Source organism: Streptomyces enissocaesilis, from assembly GCF_039533765.1.
In the GTDB taxonomy this organism is placed as follows: Bacteria; Actinomycetota; Actinomycetes; order Streptomycetales; family Streptomycetaceae; genus Streptomyces; species Streptomyces enissocaesilis.
This window is the reverse complement of record NZ_BAAAUD010000110.1, coordinates 1-24,423: the sequence shown is the minus strand read 5'-3', so window position 1 is coordinate 24,423 and position 24,423 is coordinate 1. Positions and strand designations below refer to the sequence as shown.

Annotated in this window: 20 protein-coding genes and 3 pseudogenes; 9 read left to right on the top strand and 14 right to left on the bottom strand. The window is 67.4% G+C overall.

Annotation, left to right across the window (positions count from 1 at the left end):
• Window positions 1-54 precede the first annotated feature (54 nt).
• The 13 genes and pseudogenes from ABD374_RS33265 to ABD374_RS33210 form a co-directional block, all read right to left on the bottom strand.
• Window positions 55-855 (bottom strand): FHA domain-containing protein, encoded by an 801-nt coding sequence (locus tag ABD374_RS33265; RefSeq protein ID WP_344500663.1) that lies wholly within the window; start codon window positions 853-855, stop codon window positions 55-57.
• 141 nt (window positions 856-996) lie between these two features.
• Window positions 997-2,922 (bottom strand): serine/threonine-protein kinase, encoded by a 1,926-nt coding sequence (locus tag ABD374_RS33260; RefSeq protein ID WP_344500661.1) that lies wholly within the window; start codon window positions 2,920-2,922, stop codon window positions 997-999.
• Window positions 2,923-3,497: 575 nt separating this feature from the next.
• Window positions 3,498-3,898: pseudogene (locus tag ABD374_RS33255) on the bottom strand (ISAzo13-like element transposase-related protein); the annotation flags it as partial.
• A gap of 57 nt (window positions 3,899-3,955) precedes the next feature.
• Window positions 3,956-4,888, bottom strand: a complete 933-nt coding sequence (galU, locus tag ABD374_RS33250; RefSeq protein ID WP_344500659.1) for a UTP--glucose-1-phosphate uridylyltransferase GalU — start codon at window positions 4,886-4,888, stop codon at window positions 3,956-3,958.
• A gap of 6 nt (window positions 4,889-4,894) precedes the next feature.
• Window positions 4,895-5,608, bottom strand: coding sequence for an HAD family hydrolase (locus ABD374_RS34835; RefSeq protein ID WP_425577414.1), 714 nt, complete (start codon window positions 5,606-5,608; stop codon window positions 4,895-4,897).
• Window positions 5,605-6,654, bottom strand: a complete 1,050-nt coding sequence (locus ABD374_RS33245; RefSeq protein WP_344500657.1) for an N-acetylneuraminate synthase family protein — start codon at window positions 6,652-6,654, stop codon at window positions 5,605-5,607. The genes ABD374_RS34835 and ABD374_RS33245 overlap by 4 nt, the downstream gene beginning before the upstream one ends.
• A 100-nt stretch (window positions 6,655-6,754) precedes the next feature.
• Window positions 6,755-7,636 (bottom strand): dihydrodipicolinate synthase family protein, encoded by an 882-nt coding sequence (locus ABD374_RS33240; RefSeq protein ID WP_344500655.1) that lies wholly within the window; start codon window positions 7,634-7,636, stop codon window positions 6,755-6,757.
• 53 nt (window positions 7,637-7,689) lie between these two features.
• A complete protein-coding gene (locus ABD374_RS33235) occupies window positions 7,690-8,484 on the bottom strand; it encodes an SDR family NAD(P)-dependent oxidoreductase (protein ID WP_344500653.1) in 795 nt (264 codons plus the stop codon).
• Between the two features lie 17 nt (window positions 8,485-8,501).
• Window positions 8,502-9,728: an MFS transporter gene (locus tag ABD374_RS33230; RefSeq protein ID WP_344500651.1), complete on the bottom strand. Its 1,227-nt coding sequence runs from the start codon at window positions 9,726-9,728 to the stop codon at window positions 8,502-8,504.
• On the bottom strand, window positions 9,725-10,960 hold the full coding sequence (locus tag ABD374_RS33225) for a glycosyltransferase family 2 protein (protein ID WP_344500649.1): 1,236 nt from the start codon (window positions 10,958-10,960) through the stop codon (window positions 9,725-9,727). Before ABD374_RS33225 ends, ABD374_RS33230 begins: the two co-directional genes overlap by 4 nt.
• Window positions 10,961-11,550: 590 nt before the next feature.
• A complete protein-coding gene (locus ABD374_RS33220) occupies window positions 11,551-11,787 on the bottom strand; it encodes a hypothetical protein (RefSeq protein WP_344500647.1) in 237 nt (78 codons plus the stop codon).
• Between the two features lie 287 nt (window positions 11,788-12,074).
• Window positions 12,075-12,278, bottom strand: a pseudogene (locus ABD374_RS33215) (hypothetical protein); the annotation flags it as partial.
• 269 nt (window positions 12,279-12,547) lie between these two features.
• Window positions 12,548-13,714, bottom strand: coding sequence for an IS701 family transposase (locus ABD374_RS33210; protein ID WP_344500673.1), 1,167 nt, complete (start codon window positions 13,712-13,714; stop codon window positions 12,548-12,550).
• A 560-nt stretch (window positions 13,715-14,274) separates the two neighbouring features.
• On the opposite strand from ABD374_RS33210, the gene ABD374_RS33205 reads away from it, so the two are divergent.
• The 6 genes from ABD374_RS33205 (at window position 14,275) to ABD374_RS33180 (ending at window position 20,580) form a co-directional block, all read left to right on the top strand.
• Window positions 14,275-16,095, top strand: coding sequence for an asparagine synthase-related protein (locus ABD374_RS33205; protein WP_344500645.1), 1,821 nt, complete (start codon window positions 14,275-14,277; stop codon window positions 16,093-16,095).
• A complete protein-coding gene (locus ABD374_RS33200) occupies window positions 16,092-16,349 on the top strand; it encodes a lasso peptide biosynthesis PqqD family chaperone (RefSeq protein WP_344500643.1) in 258 nt (85 codons plus the stop codon). The genes ABD374_RS33205 and ABD374_RS33200 overlap by 4 nt, the downstream gene beginning before the upstream one ends.
• Entirely contained in the window at window positions 16,346-16,774 is a 429-nt protein-coding gene (locus tag ABD374_RS33195) for a lasso peptide biosynthesis B2 protein (protein ID WP_344500641.1), read from the top strand. The genes ABD374_RS33200 and ABD374_RS33195 overlap by 4 nt, the downstream gene beginning before the upstream one ends.
• Before the next feature lie 106 nt (window positions 16,775-16,880).
• Window positions 16,881-17,012 (top strand): lasso RiPP family leader peptide-containing protein, encoded by a 132-nt coding sequence (locus ABD374_RS33190; protein WP_344500639.1) that lies wholly within the window; start codon window positions 16,881-16,883, stop codon window positions 17,010-17,012.
• Window positions 17,013-17,107: 95 nt separating this feature from the next.
• Window positions 17,108-18,850, top strand: a complete 1,743-nt coding sequence (locus ABD374_RS33185) for an ABC transporter ATP-binding protein (protein WP_344500637.1) — start codon at window positions 17,108-17,110, stop codon at window positions 18,848-18,850.
• Entirely contained in the window at window positions 18,847-20,580 is a 1,734-nt protein-coding gene (locus ABD374_RS33180) for an ABC transporter ATP-binding protein (RefSeq protein ID WP_344500635.1), read from the top strand. The genes ABD374_RS33185 and ABD374_RS33180 overlap by 4 nt, the downstream gene beginning before the upstream one ends.
• Here ABD374_RS33180 and ABD374_RS33175 read toward each other — a convergent pair.
• A complete protein-coding gene (locus ABD374_RS33175; RefSeq protein ID WP_344500633.1) occupies window positions 20,550-22,451 on the bottom strand; it encodes an AfsR/SARP family transcriptional regulator in 1,902 nt (633 codons plus the stop codon). The genes ABD374_RS33180 and ABD374_RS33175 overlap by 31 nt on opposite strands.
• 278 nt (window positions 22,452-22,729) lie before the next feature.
• Between ABD374_RS33175 and ABD374_RS33170 the strand changes: the two genes are divergently transcribed.
• From ABD374_RS33170 to ABD374_RS33160, 3 genes and pseudogenes are all read left to right on the top strand, one after another.
• Window positions 22,730-23,149 (top strand): hypothetical protein, encoded by a 420-nt coding sequence (locus ABD374_RS33170; protein WP_344500631.1) that lies wholly within the window; start codon window positions 22,730-22,732, stop codon window positions 23,147-23,149.
• A 238-nt stretch (window positions 23,150-23,387) separates the two neighbouring features.
• Window positions 23,388-23,666: pseudogene (locus ABD374_RS33165) on the top strand (aldo/keto reductase); the annotation flags it as partial.
• 94 nt (window positions 23,667-23,760) lie between these two features.
• Window positions 23,761-24,108, top strand: coding sequence for a DUF2316 family protein (locus ABD374_RS33160; protein WP_344500629.1), 348 nt, complete (start codon window positions 23,761-23,763; stop codon window positions 24,106-24,108).
• Window positions 24,109-24,423: the final 315 nt, after the last annotated feature.

Genomic DNA, 24,423 nt, shown 5'->3' with positions numbered 1-24,423 from the left:
CGGTGCCGCCGACGGGAGAGGTGCACGAGCCCGTGTTCGACCGGCGGTCCGGCGCTACGGCTGTCCTGCGGGCGTGCCGTCCGGGCCGCCGGGGGCGTCGTCCATCAGGTTCAGGTCCGGCGGGACGAGGGTCGTCGACTCGACCAGGCCCTTGAGTAGGTTGTGCAGCAGGCTGTTGTCGGAGGGGCGTTCCTCGGACCTGTCGTGCATCAGCGCGTACCGGAAGCCGGTGTCGTGCAGCCGGCGGCGTACCGCCTCGATCCGGTACTCGATCCTGCGCTCGTTCCAGTTGCCGTCCGGGCGCAGATGGGCGAGCTGCCGGGCGGCCATGGAGTACGTCAGGGGCCGCGGATCCTCCTCGTAGAGCAGGTACCGCTGGCCGAGCACGACCAGGAGCAGCCTCTCGTCGTCGTCGAGGGCCCAGGTCTGCGGCCGCAGGGTGTCGGCCCGGCGGCGGGAGACGGGGCCCTGGTCGTCGTGGTCGGCGACGTACAGCTCGACCAGGTGCTCGCGGTAGCCGGAGCCCTTGACGAACAGGGGGGTGTATCCGGTGGTGAGCGGCACGGGCTCGGTGGTGGTGTGCATCATCCGGCCGCGCGGCAGCCGCACGAGCTGACGCCCGGTGTTGCGCAGCCACCAGTGGCCCCGGCGGAACGTCAGCTCTCCGTGCCGGCGGCTCACCCGGAGATCGTCCACACCGACCTCCAGGTCGACGTCTGGGTGCTCGCCCCGTCCGAAGCGGACGGTGCGTCCCGGGCTGGGCGGGACGCACAGGTCGCCGGTGACCGTGCGCGCGTGCAGGGTTCCGGGCGCGGTGGGCGCGACACCGCGTGCGAGGCTGGTGGAGAAGGGCATCGCTGGTCTCCTCGGTGCGCAGGGCGTGGGGCGTCTGCGGATCGGCACGGTGGGACCTCGGGGTGACCGGCTCCTCCGGACGTGCCCACCAGCGTGCGCCGACCTGCTCGGGACCCCTCCCGAATGTGCCGGGCGCCGATTTCAGAGGGCGGGCAGTTTCGCGGCCGCGGAGGCGGCGAGGTCGGTGACCATGTCGCAGAGGTCGGCGACGGGCGGCCGGCCGCCGACGTGCAGGCGCAGCATCTCGGCGGCCGTCTCGGCGTCGTGGCCGCTGTATTCGCGGTGGACGACGAAGACCGTGCAGGTTCCGTCGTCGTTGCCCTCCGGAACGACGACGGCGTCGTGGCCGCCGAGCCGCACGGGGTCGCCGTCGCGGGCGGACTTGGGCTGGTCGCGGAAGAAGGCGATCTCCGCCTCCAGGTCGTCGACGTCGCTGAACCACGTGCAGCTCCAGTTCGCGACGCCCGCCTCGGGCGCGTCGGCGCTGACGCCCGGCACGGCGGACAGGGCCCTGGCGTCGAGCAGCGCGCAGGCGTCCGCCCAGGCCAGGGAGTCGGCCGGGTAGGCCGGCGAACGGCGGGGCAGCGGGCCCCGGTTGAGCACTTCGGCGGCGCTGCGGGCGGCGGCGTCGGCGACCGCGCACAGCGTGGCCGTGCCGCCGGTCACCGCGCCCTCGCCGACCTCGACGCGGATCCGGATGACGTTGCCCGCCTCGCCCCGTTCTCCGTGGGACAGCAACAGCCCGCACTCGTTCCGGGTGGACGGCTCCTCCCGGACCGCGATGTTCCCGATGGTTCGGACGGGTTCCGACGTCTCAGGCGGTGAGCCGCCGCGCAGTTGGAACGACACGTCGATGCGGTTCTCGCCGTCGGTGTGGATGAGCACGTCGCAGCGGTCGAAGTTGCCGTAGTCCACGTCCACGCGGCTGTCGCCGAAGCGGTCGAAGGCTGCGGGAACGGCCAGGGCGCACACGTCGGCGGTGTGCGGGTCGCCTATCAGGGACCGCGCCGCGCCGCGCACGGACTTGCCGGGGAGCTGCCGCTGGGCCGAGCCGGGGCCGGCGTTTCCCGTACCGCCGTCGTCGCCCCGGTTGTCTCCGTCGTCGAGGGGGGCGAACAGAGTGAGGGCCAGCGCGGTGCACAGGGCGAGCGCCGTGGCCGGTAACAACCGCCGACGGCCCCGCCGCCTCCGTCCGCCGTGCCGTCCCGGTTCGGCGACAGCCGTCAGGAGCTGCCGCGCCTCGGCCGCCTCGGGGCGTTCCCGTGGGTCGTGCCGCAGCATGGCCGAGAGCACGGGGTACAGGGGGCCCACGGCCTCGGCGTCGATCTCCACGACCCCCTGTTCCGCCTTCCAGTACGCCAGGCGGGCGCCGTCCTCGCCGACGGCCCGGCCGGCACCGGGGCCGCCGGCCGGTTCCGTCGCGTCTGCGCGCGGTGGCGAGCCGGTGACCAGTGCATGGAGCGTGGCGGCCAGGCAGAACACGTCCGAGGCGGGCAGGGGGACGTTGCCGCGGGCCAGTTCGGGGGCGGCGTAGTCGGGAGTGAAGCTGTACGGGCCGTTGGCCGTGATGGTCTCGGCGCCGCCGACCCGGTACGCGGCGCCGAAGTCCAGCAGCTTGGCCGTGCCGTGCCGGGTGAGGCCGACGTTGGCGGGTTTGACGTCGCAGTGGACGACGCCCGCCTCGTGCAGCGCGGCCAGCGCCTCGGCGAGTTGGGCGCCGACGCGGGCCGCCTGCCGGGGCGGCATGGACGGCTTCCCGTCCAGGCCGCCGCCGGGCACGAACTCCATGACGAACCAGTACGTCCTGGCAGCGTCCTCCTCCGGTGCCTGGGTCACCACGTCGAACAGCGTCACCACGTGGGGATGGCCGCGGAACTTGGCCAGGGCGCGCGCCTCGCCGAGCAGTCGCAGCGCGGTCTCGTGGTCGCCCTCGACCCGCTCGGGCTTCAGCGCCACGTCCTGCCCCACCACAGTGTCGTGGGCGAGCCACACCTCGCCGTTCCGTCCCACGCCGATGACTTCTTTCGTGACGTAACGGCCGGCCAGTTCGTCTCCGGGACGCACCATCTTCCTCCCCCTCGCTTCAGGTCCGGGAAACGCGCGACCTGTCCTGCCCGCGCGCGGGACGAATCTACTGCGTGAGGGAGGGGTTACTCATGGTCTCCGCAGAGCCTCCATACCCGCTTGCGTGCGGGCGCCGGTCCGGCCCGTCGCCGGCCGGCGGCGGCCGTGTCGGTCCGCTGGAGGTGGGCGACCGCGAGACCGCGCTGCGGCTGCTCGCGGACGACGCGCTGCTTGATGCCGCGGCCCGGCCCGAAGAGTACGCGAACCCCTGCGCAGGCCGGTGCCTCTTTCCCTTCTCGATGGGCGACGGTCCCCGCCCGGGACCGGTGTGGTGCCACGCCCCTATGGGCGCGGAGCGAGTGCTGATACTTCATCAGGGGGACGAGCTCGAGGCCGGGGAGATCCCGGAGATCGTCGACTCGAACGAGAGGGAGTGCGGTGACGGCCTCGTCGGGCCGCGGGTGACCACCTACCCGGCGGCCGAGCCAGCCGGGTCCGTCGCCCGCGCGCTGGTGCTCCGGCTGGAGAGGGACGGTGAGGGCGCGCCCGATCCGTTGTCCCGTACGGGCACGTACGGATGCACCGATCCGGTGCCCCTGGCGGGTCAGCTCGGCCGCCAGCGTACGGGGCGACTTCGTCGTCCACCGCAACGGCGACATCGGGTCCCCGCGCTCGTCCGGCTCGACCAGACCCAACAGAGCAGCCCGCAGTCCGGGATCGAGGTCCGCGACGCGTTTGCGCCCGGCGCCCGGCCGCCGCACCTGCCCCACCAGGGATTCACCCGCCTCCAGCTCGGACAAACCCCTGCGGACCGTTGTCTCGCTCACCCCGGCCGCCCGGGCCACGGCCCGGATGCCGCCATGCCCCACACCTGGGCCTCTACAGCCGTCAGCAACCGCAGCTGCCGCTCGTCCAGATGCGGGAACAACACCGCGAACTTCACAGCAAGGTGGTTACAAGCCTCGCCCGAGATGCGCATACGACATCAGACGAGCTCCACACCCGAAAGCAACACCTTGATGATCGGCAGGCTTTGTTAGCCCGCACCCTTCTCCGACTTGTCGAGGCCAGCGACGAAATCCCTGAGCCAAGGCCGGAAGTCCGCCGCAACCTCGTCGTGCTCGCAAGCGAGCTGAACGATGGAGCGAAGATAGTCGGCATGATTGCCCGTGTCGTAACGGCGCCCGTCAAAGATCACGCCGTGAAGCGGGCCGTACCGGTCCGGTTGGGTCGCGATCTCTCGAAGCGCATCCGTGAGCTGGATCTCGTCGTTCCTGCCCGGCTCAGTCCGCCGAAGCACGTCAAAGATCTCCGGGGAGAGCACATAGCGCCCGATAACGGCGAGGTTGCTCGGCGCACTGCCAGCGGAAGGCTTTTCCACCAGGTCCGTCACCCGGACGATGTCCGGGACTCTCCCAACCTCCACAGGATGTGCACGGACAGCCCCGTACAGGTGGATAGCTGCGGGATCCACCTGCATCAGACCGAGGACACTTCCTCCGAACTCCTCCCTGACCTTGATCATGTGCTCGAGTAGCGGATCTCGCTGATCAATCAGGTCGTCACCCAGGAGAACCGCGAATGGTTCGTCTCCTACGTGTCGCTGAGCGCACAGAACGGCGTGCCCCAGACCGCGCGGCGCACCCTGCCGGACATAGTGGATTTCCGCGAGCTCCGAGGATGCGCGGACGAGATCAAGCGCCGACTGCTTACCCTGGGCTGCAAGAGCGCTCTCCAACTCGTAGGACCGATCGAAGTGATCCTCAACCGCGCGCTTGTTGCGACCGGTGATCAGAAGGACGTCGCGAATCCCGGCCGCGGCGACTTCCTCGATGACGTACTGAATGGCTGGCTTGTCGATGACTGGCAGCATCTCCTTGGGTGTGGCCTTAGTCGCGGGCAGGAAGCGAGTACCGAGCCCGGCTACCGGGACGACGGCTTTGCGCACGGCGGATGTCTGGTTGTACACGGCACCTCACGGTTGCGGTTGCATGTTCCAGTTCGGCTCGGGCGCCAGGGTGTCAGCCCACGCCCGCAGAGGCGTCCAGCAGCTGCTCCAGCGTTTCCAACACCATGGAGGATTCCCCCAACTCTGCCGTGCCCCCACCGCGTTCGGGACACCCACGCAGTCGAGCCCCGCAGCTCGGGCGGCTTGAACTCCGACGGCCGAGTCCTCCACGGCGAGAGCGTCGTCAGCTGTGCGGTCGAGGACCCTGAGCGCCCTCAGGTAGAGGTCCGGGGTCGGCTTGGGCCGTATGCCGTTCCCTCCGGTCATCAACAGATCGAAGGAATCAAACACATGAAGCCGCACCAAGTGGTGGTGGACCCACGAGCGGGGTGAGCTTGAGACAACTGCGACCTTCAGGCTCATGGCCCGTGCCTCGATCAAGAGATCCGCCACCCCAGGGCGCAGCGGCTCCTCGTCGCACAGAGCGCTCTTGCGAGCACGGCGGGCCAGGAAATCGTCCTGTGTGAGACTCCGGCCGAGACGACGGCCAAGGTCAGCCGCAGCCACCTCTTCCCCCGTCGACAGGCCGGCCATCTGACGCCACAACCTGGGGGAAAAGGTGTGACCGTGTTCTGCGTAAGTCAATTCCCACGAGCGGTAGGCAGCCCGTTCGGTGTCGCAGATCAGGCCATCGAAGTCAAGCAGGAGAAGGCTCCTGCCATGTAGCAACACGTGGGTCATGGCTGCAGGACGTCGAGACGGATGTCCGCGTCCTCCTCAAGGTCCACGGTCAGGGTCCGCCCGACCACCTGTTGCAGCTGATACGGCTTCAAGCCGTCCCCAGGGGACTTGACGGCGACATCCGCCGCGGTGAGCGCGGTGCCCGCAGGCAGGCGTCGTGCGGCCACCAGCTTCTTCCCCATCTTCCGGATCGCTGCGGCCTCGTTCTCGGCACACACCTTTTCCGGCACTCCGATGGCCTCACGGGTTCGCGAGAGTCCCCGAGTGAGTTGCTGCAGACCGACGGGGTCGAGCGAGTAGTGGTGGTCGCTGCCAGGGCGGTACTGGTCCAGCGTGAAGTGCTTCTCGACCACCCTGGCGCCAAGCGCGTGAGCTATCCAGCTCGCTTCGGGGCCCAAGTCATGGCCGGAGAAGCCCACGACCGTGTTGGGGAACTCCTGCCGATAGGTCTCGATCACCGCCAGGTTCAGATCGCTCGGGGCCGCCGGGTAGACCGCGGTGCACTGCAGGAGGACCAGCTGCGAGCTGATGGACAACACCGTGTCGACGGCCCTACGGACATCGTCCATGTCCGCTCCACCTGTGCTGACGATCAGAGGCTTCTGCGTCGTCGCCGCATGCTCCAGCAGCGGTGTGTTCGTGAGGTCCGCAGACGCGATCTTGATGGCCGGCAGATCGTACTTCATCAGGAAGTCGACACTGGCGATGTCGAACGCCGTGGAGAAGAAATCGATCCCTAAATCTTCAGCGACGTCGACGAGGACCGAGAACTCGTCGTGCCCGAACTCCAGAGCCTCGCGATGCCGTCCATAGGTGGGTCCGTAGCTGTTCCGGCCCTCGTAGGGCTGATCGAACATGGACCGCACGAACAGGTTCTGGTTGTCGCGCTTCTGCAGCTTCACGGCTTGAGCGCCCGCTGCGGCCGCCTGGCGGAAAAGGGCGACGGCCTTGTCCAGGCTGCCTTCATGGTTGTGCCCGATCTCTGCAATGACGTAGGTATCCGTGTCATCGGCCACTCGGTGGTTCCCGATGGTGATCTCACGCATGACTCACTCCTTGTGCGATGTGTGTGAGGGTAGGAAGTTCCGCAGCCACACGGTCTGCTGGAGACCGTTCGCTGGGTAGGGTTGCACTGATCTGGGAAGTTCAGAGCAGCTTCAAGTGGGAGGCAACCTCGAGCAGTTCACCGCGTGTCGCGTCGTCGAGCGGGCGCAAGGGGGACCGGACGTGCGCATTCGTGATGACACCCATCGCGTTGAGGAGCACCTTGAGACGAGCGATGAACTCGACCTTGGGTGCAGACGTAGCCAGCACTGCCGGCATCAGCTTCGTGTACAACTCAGTGGCCTCGGAGACGTTGCCCGCGTCGAACTCCTCGTGCAGACGGCTGATGGTCTGGGGTAGCACGTTCCCGATCGCGGTGGAGCTGCCCACCGCGCCATTGCGGAGCGACGTCAGCAGCAAGGTGTCATCCCCCGCCAGAGGAAGTACGCCCGGTGCCAGGTCGAGGATCTCGCGGGTGCGATGGGGCTCAGGCGTTGCCTGCTTGACGTACTGGACGTTCGGCGCCTCAGCGCGGACTGCGGCGATGACAGAGGGAGGTACGGCCACGCCTCCTGCTCCGTCGTAGATCATCACCGGAATGTCGGCGGCCCTCGCGACGGTAGTGAAGTGCAGCGCTTGGGCATGAGGCGACTGATCGAAGTAGAGAGGCGGCAGTACCAGAGCGCAGTCGGCACCGCAGCTCTCTGCGGCCTGGATCAGTTCGACGCACGCAGCAGTGCTGTCAGCACCGACGCCCAGAGTGAGCGGGACACGCCCGCCCACAACGTCTGCTATGTGCTTCATGACCTCGACACGCTCGGACCACGAGAGGGTGAAGAACTCCCCCGAGCTGCCCAGCGCCATGACGCCGTGCACTCCGCCCGAAATGACGAACTCAGTCAGGTCCCCGAGCGACTTGAGGTCGAGTTCCCCATCAGCCTTGAAGGGAGTCACCAACAAGGTATTGGCGCCTGAAATAGACATTCTTGATCCTTTGATTGTTGTCCGTGGAGAACAGTTGCGTAGAGTTTCTGGCTTTACTCCTGATATCGAGCTACCGCGTCAGCCAACCAGGCCCTGAAGTTGGGGTCGTAGCACTGCTCGTGCGCGCGTACGGACTGCTCACCGTCGAAGAATTCACCTGTGACGTTCGCCAGCTTCGGATGCTTGACCGCGCGCAGGACCGCTTCGGCACCGCTCTCGACACTGGATGTCGGAACAACTCCGCTGTCGCGAACCATCGCTGTGTCCATGCGTGTCGCAGGGTGCACACAGTTCACCGTGACCCGGGAATTTCGGAGCCGCTCTGCCAGAAGGAAGGTGCCGGCAGCCAGAGCAGTCTTGGATCTACGGTATGCGGTAGCACCGCTATAACCATGATCGAGCCGGGTGTCGGTCATGTCGAAGTATCCCTGATTTGTCGACCCTACATTCACAACCCTCCCCTGGGGCGCCTTTTCCAACAGAGGTATCAGAAGTTCAGAGAGCGCCATCGGTGCGAGGAAATTGACGGCAAATCGCAACTCATGACGACCTTCAGCGAATTCCCTGCGCCCCCCAGGTGGGCCATACCCGACAGCGGCATTATTCACCAGGACATCCAATTCTTCATGCCTATGCCTGACAATTTCTGAAAGACGTCTCACATCGGAAGGTGAGGAAAGTTCGGCCTGGTAAGTCTCTACCGCCCCAAGAGGCAGAGATTTTTTCAAGTCGAACAAGCGCGATAAATCTCGCCCGTGCGCCAGAACGGTCCATCCTTCCCGGGCCAGCCGAGAAGCTAAGTTCCGTCCGAGACCAGCGGTACTTCCTGTGACAAGCACTGTGGGCATGCGGAATCTCTCCAATTTCACGCTGCGGTACGGGGAGAAGCCGCCTTCGGTGCGGCAAATGCGGGTCCATGTGGCAGCAAGAGGCACAGAGCAGCGGCAAGGCAGAAAACTGCGGCAAGGCAGAAAACCGCAGAGCTGTAGCCGGGGATGGCAAGTGGCGAGAGGATGCCAACCGTTGAGCCCACCTGTGTCAACGCCATGTAGGTCGCCGCGCCTCCGGTGAGGCCCGATCGCACGACCTCGCCCACGAGCACGACGCCGATGCTTTGGAAGCCGGCCGCAAAGATCGCGTAGAGCGCCTGAGAAATCGCCAGGGAAAGGTACCCGGAAAAAATCCACACCAGCAAAAACGACATGGTTCCGACTCCGGCCACGATAAGAAGCGAGCGACGGGATCCGATGCGGTCACCCATCCTGCCCAGCGGAATGAGTACCGCCATCTCACACACCGCGGTTACCGCGAACAGGCTGGCAATGAGCGGCGCGGACATGCCAACGGCGGTCGCGTATAAGGGCAGATACACCTGCCGAAGGCTGTCCGCGCCACGCAACAGCAGCACGGCGGCGAACGAAGCGGCCAGAGCCAGACGAACGCCTTGCGCACTTGGCCATCTCGCCCTGCCCGCGACACTGCGAGCCTGCGCGGCATGCCCCCGACCAGCCGAGTCATTCGCCCGCACGGTGACACCGGGGAGTGCCGACAGCGCACAGTTCCCCAGAGAGAGGGCTAGTGCGCCGATGCCGGCCGCACGTGCCCCGCCAAAGAGACTGATGGCTGCGAACATCCCAAGTCCCACGAGATAGCCGAAGACGAAGAGCGCACGCAGAGCCGCCACGCGGCGATTGTCGTGCGCTTCCGAAGCGGCCAGTAGGAGGGCGTAGTTGAGACTGTTCGCCAGCACTGCAACGCCCGCAAGCACCAAGGGCTGGGCCAGTGGTAGAGCAACGACGGCTCCCATGCCAGCTGCTGCAGCGACGGCGGAAAGCGCGACACCGGAGCGCAGGAATGAGCGTCTGATGAGCCATCGTCCGACGGTGAGGTTCAACACCGCCCCGCCGAGTGCACTAACCACGAAGAACTCCGCGATGAACACCTTCTCCGCACCCTTGGCCACGAGGAGAAGCGGCAACGCGACGGTGGAGAGGGCCGCAAAGACGGCGTTGCCGAAGGTTCCAGCCGCCGAGAAGGCACCTATGCCCTGGATGGAGACTGTGAGCGACTCGACTCCTAAAGGCCGCTTCACGAGACGGTCCCCGCGGCAGGCAGGCTACCAGAAAAGCGGTCCAGGCGGCCGAAGTCCGAATCTTTCGGCCAGGACATCTTCACGATATGGCTGTTCGGCACCGTGCCGTCCGCCGGGGTCGACGAAGGCGGGTGATAGAGGTGCAGGATCGAGTCGCCGTATCGGTCAAGGGCCGCGTTGGCGGCGACACGCAAAGCGAAGTCGGTGTCCTCGCCGCCCCACCCTTCGAAGCGCTCATCCATCCCGCCAATGGCCCGGAACGTATGAGTGCGTATCCAGAAGCATAGGCCAGGGTTACGCCGGACGAAAAATCCTCGCAGGTGATCACGGTCGGCGTCGGCAGCTCCATTCAGCAACCTCTGACGCAGGGCCGTTCCGGTCGCAGGCTCGTCCAGGAACAACGCATCCCGGTACGGCAGCACGGCCTGGGTCCCAGGCACCAAGAACCGCTGCAAGTTGCGCCGAATGAAGTCGCGGTCCGGTAGCGCGTCACCGTCCAAAATGCAGACAAGATCGAATTCACCGGCGACATTACGCACGCCTGCGTTAACTGCCCAAGACTTATTGAACGAGCCAGCCTTCGGAGCGAACACATAGTGATCGGCAAGCGTGCGCAACGGCTCATGGAAGCGCGGAAATTCGTCGCTCTCCACCACCACCACTCGGTAGTCGGTGGAAGCCGCTGACTGGTCCCTCAGCGCGCGCAGACAAGCGACAACGTTGCGCAGACGGTTCTTTGTCGGCGTGGTGTCCCGGAAGGGCACAACGATCAACGCCGCAGCTCCGCCGGCCCAGTCCTCGTCGTGTGAGATTTTCTTGTGTGTCCCAATCCTCGCCTTTGTCAGCAAGGCACCGACCGCAATCTCGTCCGGCTGCCCGGAGTAGAAAGGACCGAGGTGGTAGCCGACCCGCGAGTTGCCGACCGCCTCCCACGCCCGATCGAACAGGACCTTGACATCGTTCTGGGCACACTCGGCAAGGTAGAGCAGACGCCGCACAAGACGGTTATACGCCTCACCGCTCCACCAATCCTGACGCAGTGATTCGCTCGCCTCCCGCGCCTCACTGTCCGGCAGCATCGAGAGTTCTTCCAGAACCGGAGTCACCACCCGCCGGGCCCAGTGCCAGAAGATTGGCGCCGTGGCAGCAGCACTTTCATCGGAGACGATAACGACGCACCCGGCTACGGCTTCTGCCAAAATCCTCGGGTCCACCGGCGCCAGATGTGACACCTAATTCTCCCTTCCGATGCCAACAAATACCCCTTCACAACCGGGGGATACTCATTGGCCTCATGTGTGTTTGGAACCATCAGCGTCTTCCAACGGACAGCGACGTTATCAACGGTAGCGCCCTAGATCGATTAAGTAATGAGCCAACCTCAACCGAGCCCGAAGCCGTCGGAGCGCTCGCCGCGTTCCTCACCCGCGCCCGGTCGTAACACCGCATCCGTGATCACCGAGGGTGACTGTCACGCCGACCGGTATCACGCACCCCCGATCCGGCTGGGGTGTCATGCTGACGATCCGGCCCGGAGGCCCGGGGTCTGGCCCGATCTGGGCCACCTCGTCGATCAGCGTGACACCCCGGAGTAGTCACGGTCCGCATCCGGCTGCCACCCCTCGTCCGCCCCGGCTTCACGGCCCCCATCGGCTCCACCGACCAGGAAAGGACATCGACGTCGGCGCCGTCGCAACGGCCCTCGAGGACGCCCGGTTCGCCGGGGCGGCCGCCCGTACCCCGGCGGTCAGGGACCGGGCTGCGTGGCGACGGAGCGTGCACCTCCTTCTTCCGCAGTGGCGTCCAGCGGCCCGCCGATCGTTCAGTCGGCGATGTAGCCGGAAGCCGAGGCTTTGGAATCGAACACGAGGTAGTAGTCGGAGTAGTCCTTGACGTTGGTCGCGATCGCGGTCCACGTGCCCGCGGGGGCCCACTTGTACGTACTGCAGTAGCCGCCGGCGTTGTGGAAGCAGGCCTGGACCATCACACCGCCAATTTCCGGCTTGATGTTGATGTCGCCGCAGTACTTCCTCGCCGGAGGGATACGTGTGGCCGCCAAAGGGCTTCGAGAAGCGGAACGCCTTTTCGTAGCAGGCCGTCACGGCCTGGTCGCCTCCCGTGGTGGCGCCGACGGGAGAAGCACCGGTCACCAACGCGCCGACGGGCAGCGCCGCGACAGCCGCGGCAACGGATACTCGCTTGAGTCTCATGGGGCCCTTCCATGTGTCGAAAGTGGCTCCACCCAGCATCCACAGCGCCGACGGGACCCGTCCCGCGCGCAGCCGCCGCGCCGTCCGAGCAGATCGCCGGCCGCGAGCGCGACTACCGCGGTGACGATGGCGCCCATTACGCCCAGCGCATGCCGATGGCGGACAGCTGCTCCACCCGCTCCGGCGACAGCGTCGCGGCCCGGCTGCGCTGATCTCCATTCGCGGAGTCGTGGCGGCGCATCTCGCATTCGCCGTAGCAGAAGTCGGCGGCGTCCGGTTCGTTCTTGCCGTCCTCCAGCGACTTGCGCAGCTGCCGGTACAGCGCCGCCACCGCCGCCGGCTTCAGCTCGGGAGCATCCGGCGACAGGCCGGTCTAGGCAAGGGCGGCGTCCGAGTCGGGGCGGCCAGTAGCGCGTACCCGCTAGTACTGCAACCGTGTTTGATGCGGCGGTGGTTCAGTTTGCGGGCTGTGGCCTCGTCGTTTGTAGTGGCTGATGCGTGCTCGGTGCTGTGCCTGTCGTCGCCATCTGGACCAGTGCAGGACCTGGGTGATCGGTGGGAGGAGCCGTGCTGTGAGGTGGGCGGTCAGGCGGCGGATCTCGGGCAGGCTCAGCGGGACAAGGTGCTGTTCACCGGCTCTTGATCCCCCTTTTTAAGCTCCTGTGCACGCACGGTTGTGAGGTAGGCGTGGGCTGCCATGGCGAGGGTGATGTGCCGGTACCAGGCGTGGTATTTGCGGACCTGGTAGTGGTCGAGGCCGCATTCGTTCTTCGCGCTCTGGAAGCATTCCTCGATTGTCCAGCGGCGGCCGGCCACGGCCAGGAGGGTATTCAGGGTGGTGCCTTGGGGTGAAAAGCAGACGTAGTAGGCGATCTCGCTGGGATCGGTGATGCTGCGGCGGGCCAGGACCCAGTGCTCGACGCCCTCCTCGCGCCAGGGACGGATCGGCGCCCGGGCCCAGTCGTAGACGCGCTCACCGTGGGCGCCCCGTCCGCACGATCGGCGCTTCCAGGCCTGTCGGGGCAGGCCGGCGATCAGCTCGTCCACGGGATGGTCCATGCGCATGGTGGTGACGACGGTGTCGGTGCGGCGGGTCGCCAGCACATGGAACACCCCGCGCTGTTCCAGCCAGTAACGCAAGCCTTTGACCTGCCCGTATGCCTCGTCGGCGGTCAGCCATGCGAACGGCACCCCGGCTCTGAGCGTCCGCTCGATCATGGCTTTGGCGTGTTCGGTCTTCGTGGCGAAGGCGACCTCGTCGGGAATGGCTGCGGCCCGGCAGCGTTCCCGGTCATCGGTCCAGGAGGCGGGCAGGTACAGCTCCCGGTCGATCAGCGTGTGACCGGCATCGGTGGCATAGGCCAGGAACGTGCCGACCTGGCTGTTCTCGACCCGGCCCGCAGTACCGGTGTACTGGCGCTGAACCCCGGCCGAGCGCACCCCCTTCTTCAGAAACCCGGTGTCGTCCACGACCAGCACCGCCTGCCGGTCACCGAGGCGTTCGACCACGAACTCCCGCACATCGTCACGGACTTCGTCCGCCTCCCAGTCGCACGTGTTGAGCAGCCGCTGCAGGCGGTCCGGCCGGCCATGCCTCGCATGCTCGGCGACCGTCCACGCGTTCTTTCGCTCCAGCGACGACACCAGCCCACGCAGATAGGCCAGCGCCGACTCCCGGGGTTCGGAACGCTGAAACCGATGCACGAACCGCTCGTGCACCTCCTCCAGCCCCGCCACCCACCGCCACACATCACCAGCTTCGAGGTCCCCACCCATGACAGGAACAACGACCACCACGACAACTCGTCACGCCAAACGCGGTTGCAGTACTAGTGATGCTCCTCGACCAGTACGTTGCGCCGGTTCCACCGCCAGGGAGAGCCCCAGCCCACCCTCGGCCGGGGGTGGTGTCGAAGGTGCACCAGCCGTCCAGGGCTTGACGGGCGCCGGGATAGTCGAGGTGCAGGAACGTGGCTGTCTTCAGGTGACGGACCTCGAGCCGGTCCCGGCCCCTGGTGTGGTCCTTGTGGTCCAGGGCCATGGCGCCCTCTGAGATCCCAGTCTCCAGGTGTCCACGATCAAGGGGAAGCTTCATGCGGGCACCAGACGGTGTCATCACGACCCTCCTCGATGCCGTTTCGAAAGCTACGAGCGCGCAACGGACGGACAACGGAATGACAACGGGAAAACCATGTCACCACCACAGGGCGCTGCGACGCTGGTGCCACGCCACCGCACCGGAGAGCCGATCGGCAGCGAGCCTCGGACCCAGCGGTGCGGTGCCCAGTGGAGAGTGAGGAGACGGCATGGAGTCCAGCACCTTGCGGTGGTACTTCGTGGTGCTGCCGGACACCGATGATGCCGCGGCGCTCGCGAAGCGCCTCCCCATCGAGGGGGCACGCACGGTATCGCACGCGTCCGGGAGGCCGTGGTTGATTGCCACGCTCCCCGACGAGCAGATGGTGACCGGCGAGGCAGGTGCCGACCGGCTCGCGGTGCTCGGCTACTCCTCGGCTACGTCGGCCGAGCTACGCGAGGCCGTGGGACGAGCGGTTGGCGTCGAGGCATTCGACGAGCTGTCTCATTCACTCGTGGGCGGGTTCCACCTGGTGGCCTACGCTGGTGGACGGCTTCGCGTACAGGGCAGTGCCGCGGGCGTCCGCCGTGTGTTCTACGCCGTCATTGGCGGTGTCACGGTGGCATCTGACCGCGCCGACGTCCTCGCCGAACTGGGAGGATTCGGCTACGACGAGACCGCGCTCGCAATCCGCCTGCTGCGGGCTCTGCCGCATCCACTTGGCGAGCAGCCGTTGTGGCGGGGCGTCGAGCCCGTACCGCCGGAGTCGTATCTGCGTATCGAGGAGGACGGCCGTGGCACAGCCGTGCGGCGCTGGTGGCGGCGTCCCGAGCCGCACCTCTCGCGTCGTGCGGGCGCTCAGCTGCTGCGCGCCGCGTTGGCGGACGCGGTCGCGGTGCGCACACGGGCGGGCGGCGTGGTCCACTGCGACATCTCCGGCGGTATGGACTCCACGCCGGTGACATGGTTCGCCGCGCAAGGTCCTGCTGAGATCGTGGCGGCCACCGCGTACAACGGCGACCCGGGCGGGATGGATGACCTGCGCTGGGCAAGGCGGGCGCTGGTGGCCATGCCGTCAGTGCGGCACCGAACGCTCTCGCTCGACGAGTTGCCGGGTTTCTTCGAGGGCGCGCCCGAGCTGGAGACCCGCTGGGACGAGCCGACGGCTGCCTGTCTCGCCGCTCCCCGTATGAAGGCGTTCATCCAGGACGCGCTGCGGTATTCGGTACGGATGTATCTGAATGGCCTGGGCGGTGACCATCTGCTGTGCGGGCTGCCCAACTGGGAGCACACCTTCTTCCGCCGCCGCCCGCTGCTTGCCTGGAGACGGGCTCGTACCAACCGCATGCTCAATGGTGACTCGATCGCGACTACGGCCCTCGGTCTGCTGGACCGGCGCGGCTACGCCGACTGGCTACGCGCCACCGTAGACACGGCGCGGCGGGAACGGATGGAGAGCCACAGCATCGGATTCGGCTGGGACCTGCGGTACGCCTGGCCGCTGTGGCTGACCGAGGAGGCGCTGCGGGCGGTACGCGACAGGGTCGTATCGCTCAGCACTGCGGTGGAACCGCTCGGCCCGGACCGTGCCGGGCACGCTGAGCTGGCGATGATCCGGGCCGGTGCGCGAGAGGTCCGCGGAACCGGGCAACTGGGCGCGGAGGCAGGCCTGCCGTTCGAGGCGCCGCTGCTCGACGACCGGGTGGTGGCGGCGTGTCTGGCGGTCCGGCGTGAAGAGCGGGTCGCCCCTCTGGAGTTCAAGCCCTTGATGAAGGAGGCGATGCGTGGCCTGTTGCCCGAGGACTTCCTCAGCAGGACAACCAAGACTGGGGGGAGCACACAGGGTGTACGCGGCTTCGCCGCACACCACTCCGAGCTGCTCGATCTGTGCGTCGAATCGCCCCTCATCGAGCTGGGGATCGCTGACGCCAGCCGGCTGCGGCAGTACAACAGACCGCAGCCGGGGCGGGTTCCTGACAGCCATTTCGGTACTACCGTCAACTGCGCGCTCTTCCTGCGGAACCAGGCGCGCGAACGGCTTGCGGCACCTGGCCGTGAGACGGCAGGGAGCGGATCATGAAGCTACGCATACCCGAGCAGGTGTCCGCGGTCGACACCGAGTACGGAACGGTGCTGCTCGACGAACGTAGCGGCAAGTATTGGCAGTTAACGCCAAGTGCGTCAGTCGTCCTGAACGAGTTGAAAAGTGGTGGCGATATCAACTCGGCGGTGGCGGCACTCGCCCGCCGTTTCGAGGTGGACGAGGCGACGGCTCGCAGGGACACCCTCGCGCTCGTGGAGCGGCTGCGGTCGCTCGGAGTGGTCGCGTCATGAGCCTGCCCGTTCTCCCGAGTCGGCCGCTGCGGCCCAGGCTCGCGGTGCGGCTGAAGGTGCGCTGTGCGGTAGGGCTGGCAAGGCTGCTGTCAACGCGCTCACCCCAGCACATCAGAAGCGTGATGACGGCGCTCAGCGCCCGCACGTGCCCCGCCGATTACGCGGAGGCGCGGCAGGCCAGAGATGAGGTACTCAGCGTCAGTCCACGGTGCTGCGGGCCATCGGCCTGCCTACCGCGCTCGATCGCAGTGGCGCTGCTGTGCCGGACCCGCGGCACCTGGCCCACCTGGTGTGTGGGGGTGGTGGCGGCGCCTCCGTTCCTCGCACACGCCTGGATCGAGGTGGCGGGTGAGATGGTCGACGAGCCGGTCGACAGCAACTGCTACCGGAAGTTCTTCGCGGTTGAGCCGGTCCGGGACCCATAGCCCCGGCGGCCGCGACACAAAGCTTGGCCGGTCTCGGCCAAGGGTGACCGGAGATCCGGTCACACCAGAGATGCACCACTGCAGACAGTAAGGAGAGGAGAACACCATGGAGCACATCGAGAAGGTGGCGTACGAGGCCCCGGCGATCATCGAGCTGGGTACGTTCGCCGAGGAAACCGGCCAGATCGGCGTCCGCAACGCGGACGAGATCGTCTTCTTCTTCGACACCTGGGACTGACCCGGCCCGGATCCCGGGCATCACATCCGGGACCGTGAGCAGCGGTGCGGCGGACGCTCGGCGTCCGCCGCACCATCATTGAGGGAGGTGCGGCAGTGCGGTTCAACGATCGGCTCCTCGCGCAGACCGTGCGCGCGTCCGGAGGCTGCGGCGCCGGACTGCTACTGGCCGCCGTCGTGGAAACGCTCACCCGTCTGGCGCTCCCCGCCGTGCTCGCGGTGGCCGTCGACGCGACCGTCGCGGGGCGTGCCGCCTGGCCCGAAGTCCTCCTGGTCTGCGTGCTCCTGGCGGTTTCCACGGTGAATGAGGCGGCTCGCGAGACCCTGGAGACAAGCGCGGAAGTGCGCGGTACGCGGGCGCTGCGCCGCAGACTGCTCCACCACCTGTGGGATCTGGGCGTCACTGCCCGTGCCAGGTTCGACACCGGAGACGTGCTCAGCCGAGTCCTGGAGTCGACGGCCGGTGCCGCAACCGTGACCCCCGCCCTGGCCAGTGCCGTCACCTCGGCCCTCTCCTCGGTAGGCGGGCTGGTGGCGCTCTTCCTCATCGACGTCACACTGGGCTTGCTGTTCCTCGCGGGTGCGCCGCTCACCTGGTGGCTGTTGCGCTGGTTTGTCCAGCGAGTAGGCAGGGTGACTGGTGAGTACCAACGGGTACAGAGCGACATTGCGTCGCGATTCGTCGGCGCGCTGAGCGGGGTGCGGACGATCCGTGCATCCGCGATGGCCGACCGTGAGGTGGCCCGCATCCTGGAGCCGTTGCCTCGACTCGCCGCAGCGGGAAAGGGCTTGTGGGCCGCTCAGCGCAGTGCGGCCTGGCGAATGGGGCTGATCATGCCATCCATGCACATCGGGGTGCTGGCGCTGGCGGGGCACGGAGTCCTGGAGGGGCGGATCACGCACGGTGAGATGCTCGCCGCCGTCGGATACCTCTCCCTCGCGATGGGGCTGCTGAAGCAGACCGCCAGCGTCGCCCGCCTGGCTGGTGCACGCGCCTCCGCAGAGCGCGTGGGCACCGTTCTCTGTGTCGAGGCCGCCGCAGGGGGCCGTCGCGCGCTTCCCCCCGGGCCAGGGCGGTTGGTACTGCGGGGGGTAAGGCTCAGCCGGGATGGCCGGATCGTGCTCCGCGGAATTGACCTCATCGTGCCCCCTGGCGCCCAGGTGGCGATCGCGGGCTCCCCGGGGTCGGGCAAGTCCGCTCTCGCCGAGGTCGCCGGGGGACTGCTGTCCGCCGACGCCGGGTCCGTGCTGCTGGACGGGGTGCCGCTGGACGAGCTGCGCCCGCAGGAGCTGCGCGGCGCGATCGCCTACGCCTTCGACCGGCCGGTGCTGCTCGGCGAGACTCTTGGCGACGCGCTCACCTACACCGACAGGCCACCCACCACGAGGCAGCTCAAGGCAGGGCTGCGGGCTGCGGGTGCCGAGGAGTTCACAGCGCGGCTGCCTGCAGGGCTCGACACGCCGATACAGCAACTGCGGCTGTCTGGAGGAGAGTTGCAACGCCTAGGCCTGGTCAGAGCGGCCTGCCGCGACGCCCGCCTCGTGGTATTCGACGACGCGCTCTCCAACTTGGACACCGCGACCGAAGCACAGATCAGCGCTGCACTCGAACGGACCATGGCCGACACGACCCGGCTTGTCGTCGCTCGCAGAGCGGCCACGGCTGCCCGGGCCGACCTGGTCGCCTGGCTGGAGCACGGCACACTCCGCGCGCTGGCGCCGCACACCGCGCTGCTCCAGGACCCGGCCTACCGCGCGGTCTTCCAGTGCGCAGACGAAAACCGTAGGCCACACCTCTCCGGGGAGCTGACCGGCGCACCGGCGGGAGAGCGGGCATGAGCCGCGACGGGTGGCGGATGCTGAGCCCTGTCGCGGAGCGCCACCGCCGCGAGATGTACGCCCTCACTGCCTGGTCACTGCTGGGCGTACTCCCGGTGCTGCTCTCCGGCAGGCTCATGGCGTTCGCCCTGGATCACGGTTTCCTGGCGGACAGCGCGACCACCGGGTTCGCGACGCTGGGCTGCTACGGCGCAGCGCTCGTGGTGGGAGCCTTCGCTAAACGGTGCGCGATGGTTCCGATGGCCACCGTGACCGAGGCGGCACGCGACCACCTGGTACGTACAACAGTGGCGGCCGGGCTGCGTCGCGCGGTGGACGAGGGCGGAGCACCCGGGGTTGAGGGGGTGTCAAAAATCACCAGCCAGGTCGAGAACGTCCGGCAGATTCTGGCCGCACTGTTGATGTCGGCGACCTCCACAGGGCTCGCGGCAGCGGCGGCCCTCGTCGGCGTGGTGAGCCTGGCCCCGGTCGTCGGCCTGCTCGCGCTCGTGCCCACGCTGGCGGCCGGCGCGGTGGTGGTGCGGCTCTCCCGCGTCTGGCGGGTCCGCTATGCAACCTCACTCGCCGCTGAGGAGCGCATGACCGAGCAGATCGGACGCACCCTGGGCGGGCTGCGCGACGTGGTGGCGTGCGGGGCCCTCGAGCGTGCTCGCAACGGCGCGGACGGTGTCGTGGACGCGCACGCCCACGCCGTCTCTTCCGTCGCCCAGGTCAGCGGCGCCAGGATGGCAGCCGTCGCGCTGGGCGCCCGACTCCCGCTGGTCGCGCTGCTGGTGACCGCGCCCTGGCTGCTGGCGCGGGATGCGCTCACGCCGGGCGAGCTGGTAGGCGCCGCCACCTACCTCGTCTCGTCTCTAGAACCAGCGCTGCGCTCGGCGGTGCAATCGGTGGGCAACCTGGCACTGGAACTCGGCACGATCCTGGGCAGCCTCGCTGCACACAGCCGAGGCTCGGCAGCGGACCTTGCCCATGATGTCCCCCAACCCGCCCCTGATGACCGCTGCTTCGGCCTCTCGCTGCACGCGGCCACCTTCCGCTATGGCAACGGAGGCTCCCCGGTGCTCGACCAGGTGAACCTCACCATTCCCGAGGGCGAGCACCTGGCGGTCGTCGGGCCTAGCGGTACGGGCAAATCGACGCTGGCCAACATCGTCTGTGGTCTGGAGCAACCGCAGACAGGAGAGGCACGCCTGAGCGGTGTCCCGCTCTCCGAGCTGGACCGGACGTGGCTGCGCCGCTCCCTGGCGCTGGTGCCACAGGAAGCATACGTCTTCGCCGGGACCGTACGGGAGAACCTCCGGTACCTCGCCCCCGAGGCGGATGACACCCGCCTCGACCGGGCAGTCGCCGCCCTGGGCATCACCGAGCTGATCAAGGAGTGCGGCGGATACGATGGAGACCTGGCCCGGCCGGATCTGCTCTCCTCCGGTCAGCGGCAGCTACTGGCCCTGGCCAGGGTTTATCTGTCCCCGGCCAGGGTTGTGATCCTTGACGAGGCGACTTGCCACCTCGATCCCGCCGCCGAGGAGCGGGTAGAACTCGCCTTCGCGCGACGCGGCGGCACCCTGGTCGTAATCGCGCACCGAATGAGTTCGGCCGCCCGCGCGCGACGCGTCCTTGTCATGGCAGGCGGCGCGGTGCACACCGACACACATCGGGAATTGCTCCGCACCTCCCCTGTCTACGCCGAACTGGTGGGCTACTGGCAGTACTCCGCTGTGTCGCGGTAACGCCTCTGGTTCCCCGGCAGGTCGCCGTTCCGGGACAACAGGCAGGCGAAGGCCCTGGGCAGTTCGTCGATGTCGAACCATCCGGGGAACCGCTCCTCGACCAGATGCAGGCGGGCCAATGCGTCGAGCTGTTCAGCAGCCGTACACACGGGGACTCCGGTGAGCCCGGCGGCCGATGCCGCTGTGACCCGGCGTCCCCGGTGCGTGCCGAGGAGACGGTACAGCTGGGCGGGACCGGGTGCGAGCGCGTCGTAGGACCACTTCAACACCGACACCGGATCTGTCCTGTCCTCACCAGTGCCGAAGGAAGATATCCAGCAGGGATCTGAGCGGATGCCAGCGGCCAGCTCTTCCAACGGAAGTCCGCTCCACCGGGTCGCGGTCTCGGCGACCGTGCGCAGCACGAGAGGCGAATCCCCGCACAGGCTGGCAAGATCGCCCAGCGCCTCAGGCTCGGCGAGGCAGCGTTCCGTACCGATGAGACCGATGAGCAGTTCCCGTGCCGTGACCGGGTGCAACCGGTCCAGCGTCAGGCGCCGTGCGCCTTCTGTCACGACCAGCCCCCGCATCTGGTTGCGACTGGTCACGAGCACGGTCGCCTGGCGGGTGAGTAACGGCCGTACCTGCTCGGCGTTGATTGCGTTGTCCAGCACCACCAATACGCGCTCGCCCTCCAGACGGGCGTCGAGAAGCGCTCGACGCGCGGGTACATCGGCAGGCAGATGAGCTACGGGGACACCGATTGCGGTGAGCAACGACTGCAGCGCGTCCGGCGGATTCAGGGCTTCCGTCGGCCCGAAACCCCGTAGGTCGAGGTAAAAACGCCCGGCCGGGAACTCCGCCTTCGTCCTGTGTGCCCAACTGAGGGCGAGAGCTGTCTTGCCCACTCCTGCCGCCCCGTCCATGAGGATCAGCCGACCGGCTCCGCTTGCCTCCGCCGCGATCTTCGATAGCGCTGCCAGTTCCTCGTCACGACCCACGAACAGGGCATGTTGGGTGGGAAGCAGGGGTGGCAACCGGCCGAGCCGCGTTCGCGACGTGACGCCGGTCTCGTCCCCTCCCTCCTCCGGCTTCTCGGGAGTGGACAGCAGCGGCGCCGGCCGTCGTACAGTGCTGAGCGCAGGGTCGTTGACCAGCATCCGCTGGTGGAGTTCACGCACCCACGGGTCGGGGTCTACACCCAGCGACTCGGCGAGGGTCTCGCGGCAGCGCTCGTACTGAAGCATCGCCTCAGATTGGTGACCCGCACCGTAGAGCGCCAGCATCAACTGCCCCCAGAAACCGTCCCGCAGCGGGTACTCGATGACCAACTGCCGCAGTATCACCGCTGCCTCCGCGTGCTCCCCCCTGGAGAGGCCGAGATCAATGCTGCGCTGCAGTGCCTGCAATCGCTGCTCTTCGAGGACAGGAACCGTCTCGTGGCGCAGCATGTCTCCCGCAACATCACACAGCGCCGCTCCCCGCCACAGCGAGAGTGCCCTACGGAGCAGGTCGGCTTCCGTATCGGGATCACCGACGGTTGCGGCCCGGGCGACCAGGCCACTGAACCTGTGGACGTCGACGGATTCCGGTGCAAGCTGAAGCCGATAGCCCTCCCCCCCCGAGCCGATGACGGACAGCGCCTTCTCCGCATCGTGTGGGGCGAGGGCCCGACGCAGGCGCAGGATGTAGCCACGGATAGTGGTGAGCGACGAAGGCGGTGGTTCCGTACCCCATAAATGCTCCGCGATCCGCTCTGTCGAGACGGTACGTCCCGCTTCCAGCGCCAGCGCCGACAGCAGTGTCCGTTGCCTCCCGGTAGGAATGACCACTGCCTGACCCCGGCTCTCCACTTCGAACGTTCCAAGCAGTTTGATGGCAATGTCATGCAAAGTTTCCTCCTGTGTTCCGCTGTGCGGGGGACGAAGCTGGTCTGCGTGACGGGGCGAAGTCGTGATCACGGCGCCACGAGGCCACGCGTGGCGCCGCTACTTCCTGATCATGAACCGGGGTTCTGGCGACACGCGATCGAGAAGCGTGCGTTGAAGAGGTTCACTCCGAAGACAAATCAGGAGTCGGGATCCGGAGATATCGATCCTCCGACGGCTTGGCGATAGCCAGCACAACATCCGGTGGATTGTTCAGCATTTGGTTTCATGCACTGAACAACGTGACAGCGCCCCGCCAGTTGCTGCTCACCGACCTCGACCTGTCCCGTGAACTGCTCATCGTCCGGCGCCCCGGGAAGCGGCACATCATCTACCTGGACGAACTTACCTACCGCTGCGCCTCCGCGTGGCTCCATGAACGTCACCGCCTCTGGCCGGTGACGACCAACCCGCATCTGCTGATCAACCGATGGACCGCGGTAGACACCACACTCTCGCCCATCGGCATCAACACGTTCAGCACCGTCTTCCGGCCCACCGGACTCACGATGCCGACTCTCCGCCAGGATCGCATCCGCGACGAGGCGTTCGAGGTCGACGACCCGCTTCACCTGATGCGCCTGTTCGGCATCTCCTCGCAGACGGCGATGCGGTACATCAACGCGGCACACCCGGAACGCACAGCGAAGCTGCCCCGGTAGGCCGCGCACGCGCTACGGCGCCCCCAGGAGCTGAAGGCCGCCTCACCGGTGACGCCCTTTCGGGCTGTGCGTTTCCGCTGAACGCCCACCCTCCGTCGCCCCGCCAAACGGCACTCACCAGTCGGCCGGCGACCATGGGTTTCTAGGAAAAGCCGCCGGATGGAAGTGAGATTTCGTCTCGTTGTCCCGCAAGTGCTGATGAGGAGGCCCCGAGGACTGGCAGAAGCAGATCGCCTGAGTGCCGTACTTCCCCCTCGGCAGCGCGTTCCCGGGCTTTCCGAAGGTGACCGACGAGCCGGCCGTCATCGCTGTCGCGCGCTCCCTCGACGCAGCCCCCTCGCAGGTGGGCCTGGCCTGGCTGCTGCACCACGCCCCGAACGTGCACCTCATCCCCGGCACCGCCAACGCCGACCACCTTGCGGCGAACGTCGCCGCGGGCGCGCTCACGCTCGACGAGGCGACCCTCGCAGCCCTCGACGCCGTCCTCCCGCGCTCGACGGACGTATCGCTCGGCTGACCTCGAAGGCTTCGTCGCGTTCCTCGCCCCCGCTGGGGAAGCCGGACGCGACCCCCACACCCTGCAGCCCGGGCTGACCGTGCCGGAGGAAGCGATGCCCGCAATACTCCCGAAGAGCGAGGTCATGATGACGCTGAACGACGCCGAACGACGCCAGACCAGTGACGAACTGCAGACCAACTTCGCCCTGTCCGGACTGACCACAGCCGAAGTGGCTGCCGACCTGCACTTCACGCCCCAGCGGCTGCACTCGGCTCTCGAAGCCGACCCCACCTGCGACCCAGTCGACGTGTGGCAACTGCGCGACTACCTCATCCAGGCTGTACGGGACGCCGGCCACCAGCCCGCTCCTTTCACCGTGCTGACCCAGCGCTCACGCCTCAAGGCCCGTGTGTGGTTCTCACTGCGCAAGGCCCCGCGCCACGACTTCGCGGCGCCCTGACCTTCCGCGCTCCTCCCGCCCGCCGCCTCAGGGCCGAGCCTGCCCCGGGGCCTTGTGCTGTCCTCCTCGAAAGGCTTCCTCGTGCCTGACCTCCGCGCAACGTCCCCCAGCTTCAGATGGCTCGCGATCGCACCGATCATTCTGTTCATCCCCTCACTCATCTCGTTCGTCGTCGCCGAGCCCGGTGTCAAGTGGCCGGAGTACACGGGTAGGCGTTGTCACGTTGTTGGGTGGGTAGGGCCTGACGGTGTGTCGGGGCATGGTTCCAGTCGGGCTCCGGGCCTGTTGCTCAGGCCACTGCGGGCCGGGCGGTTA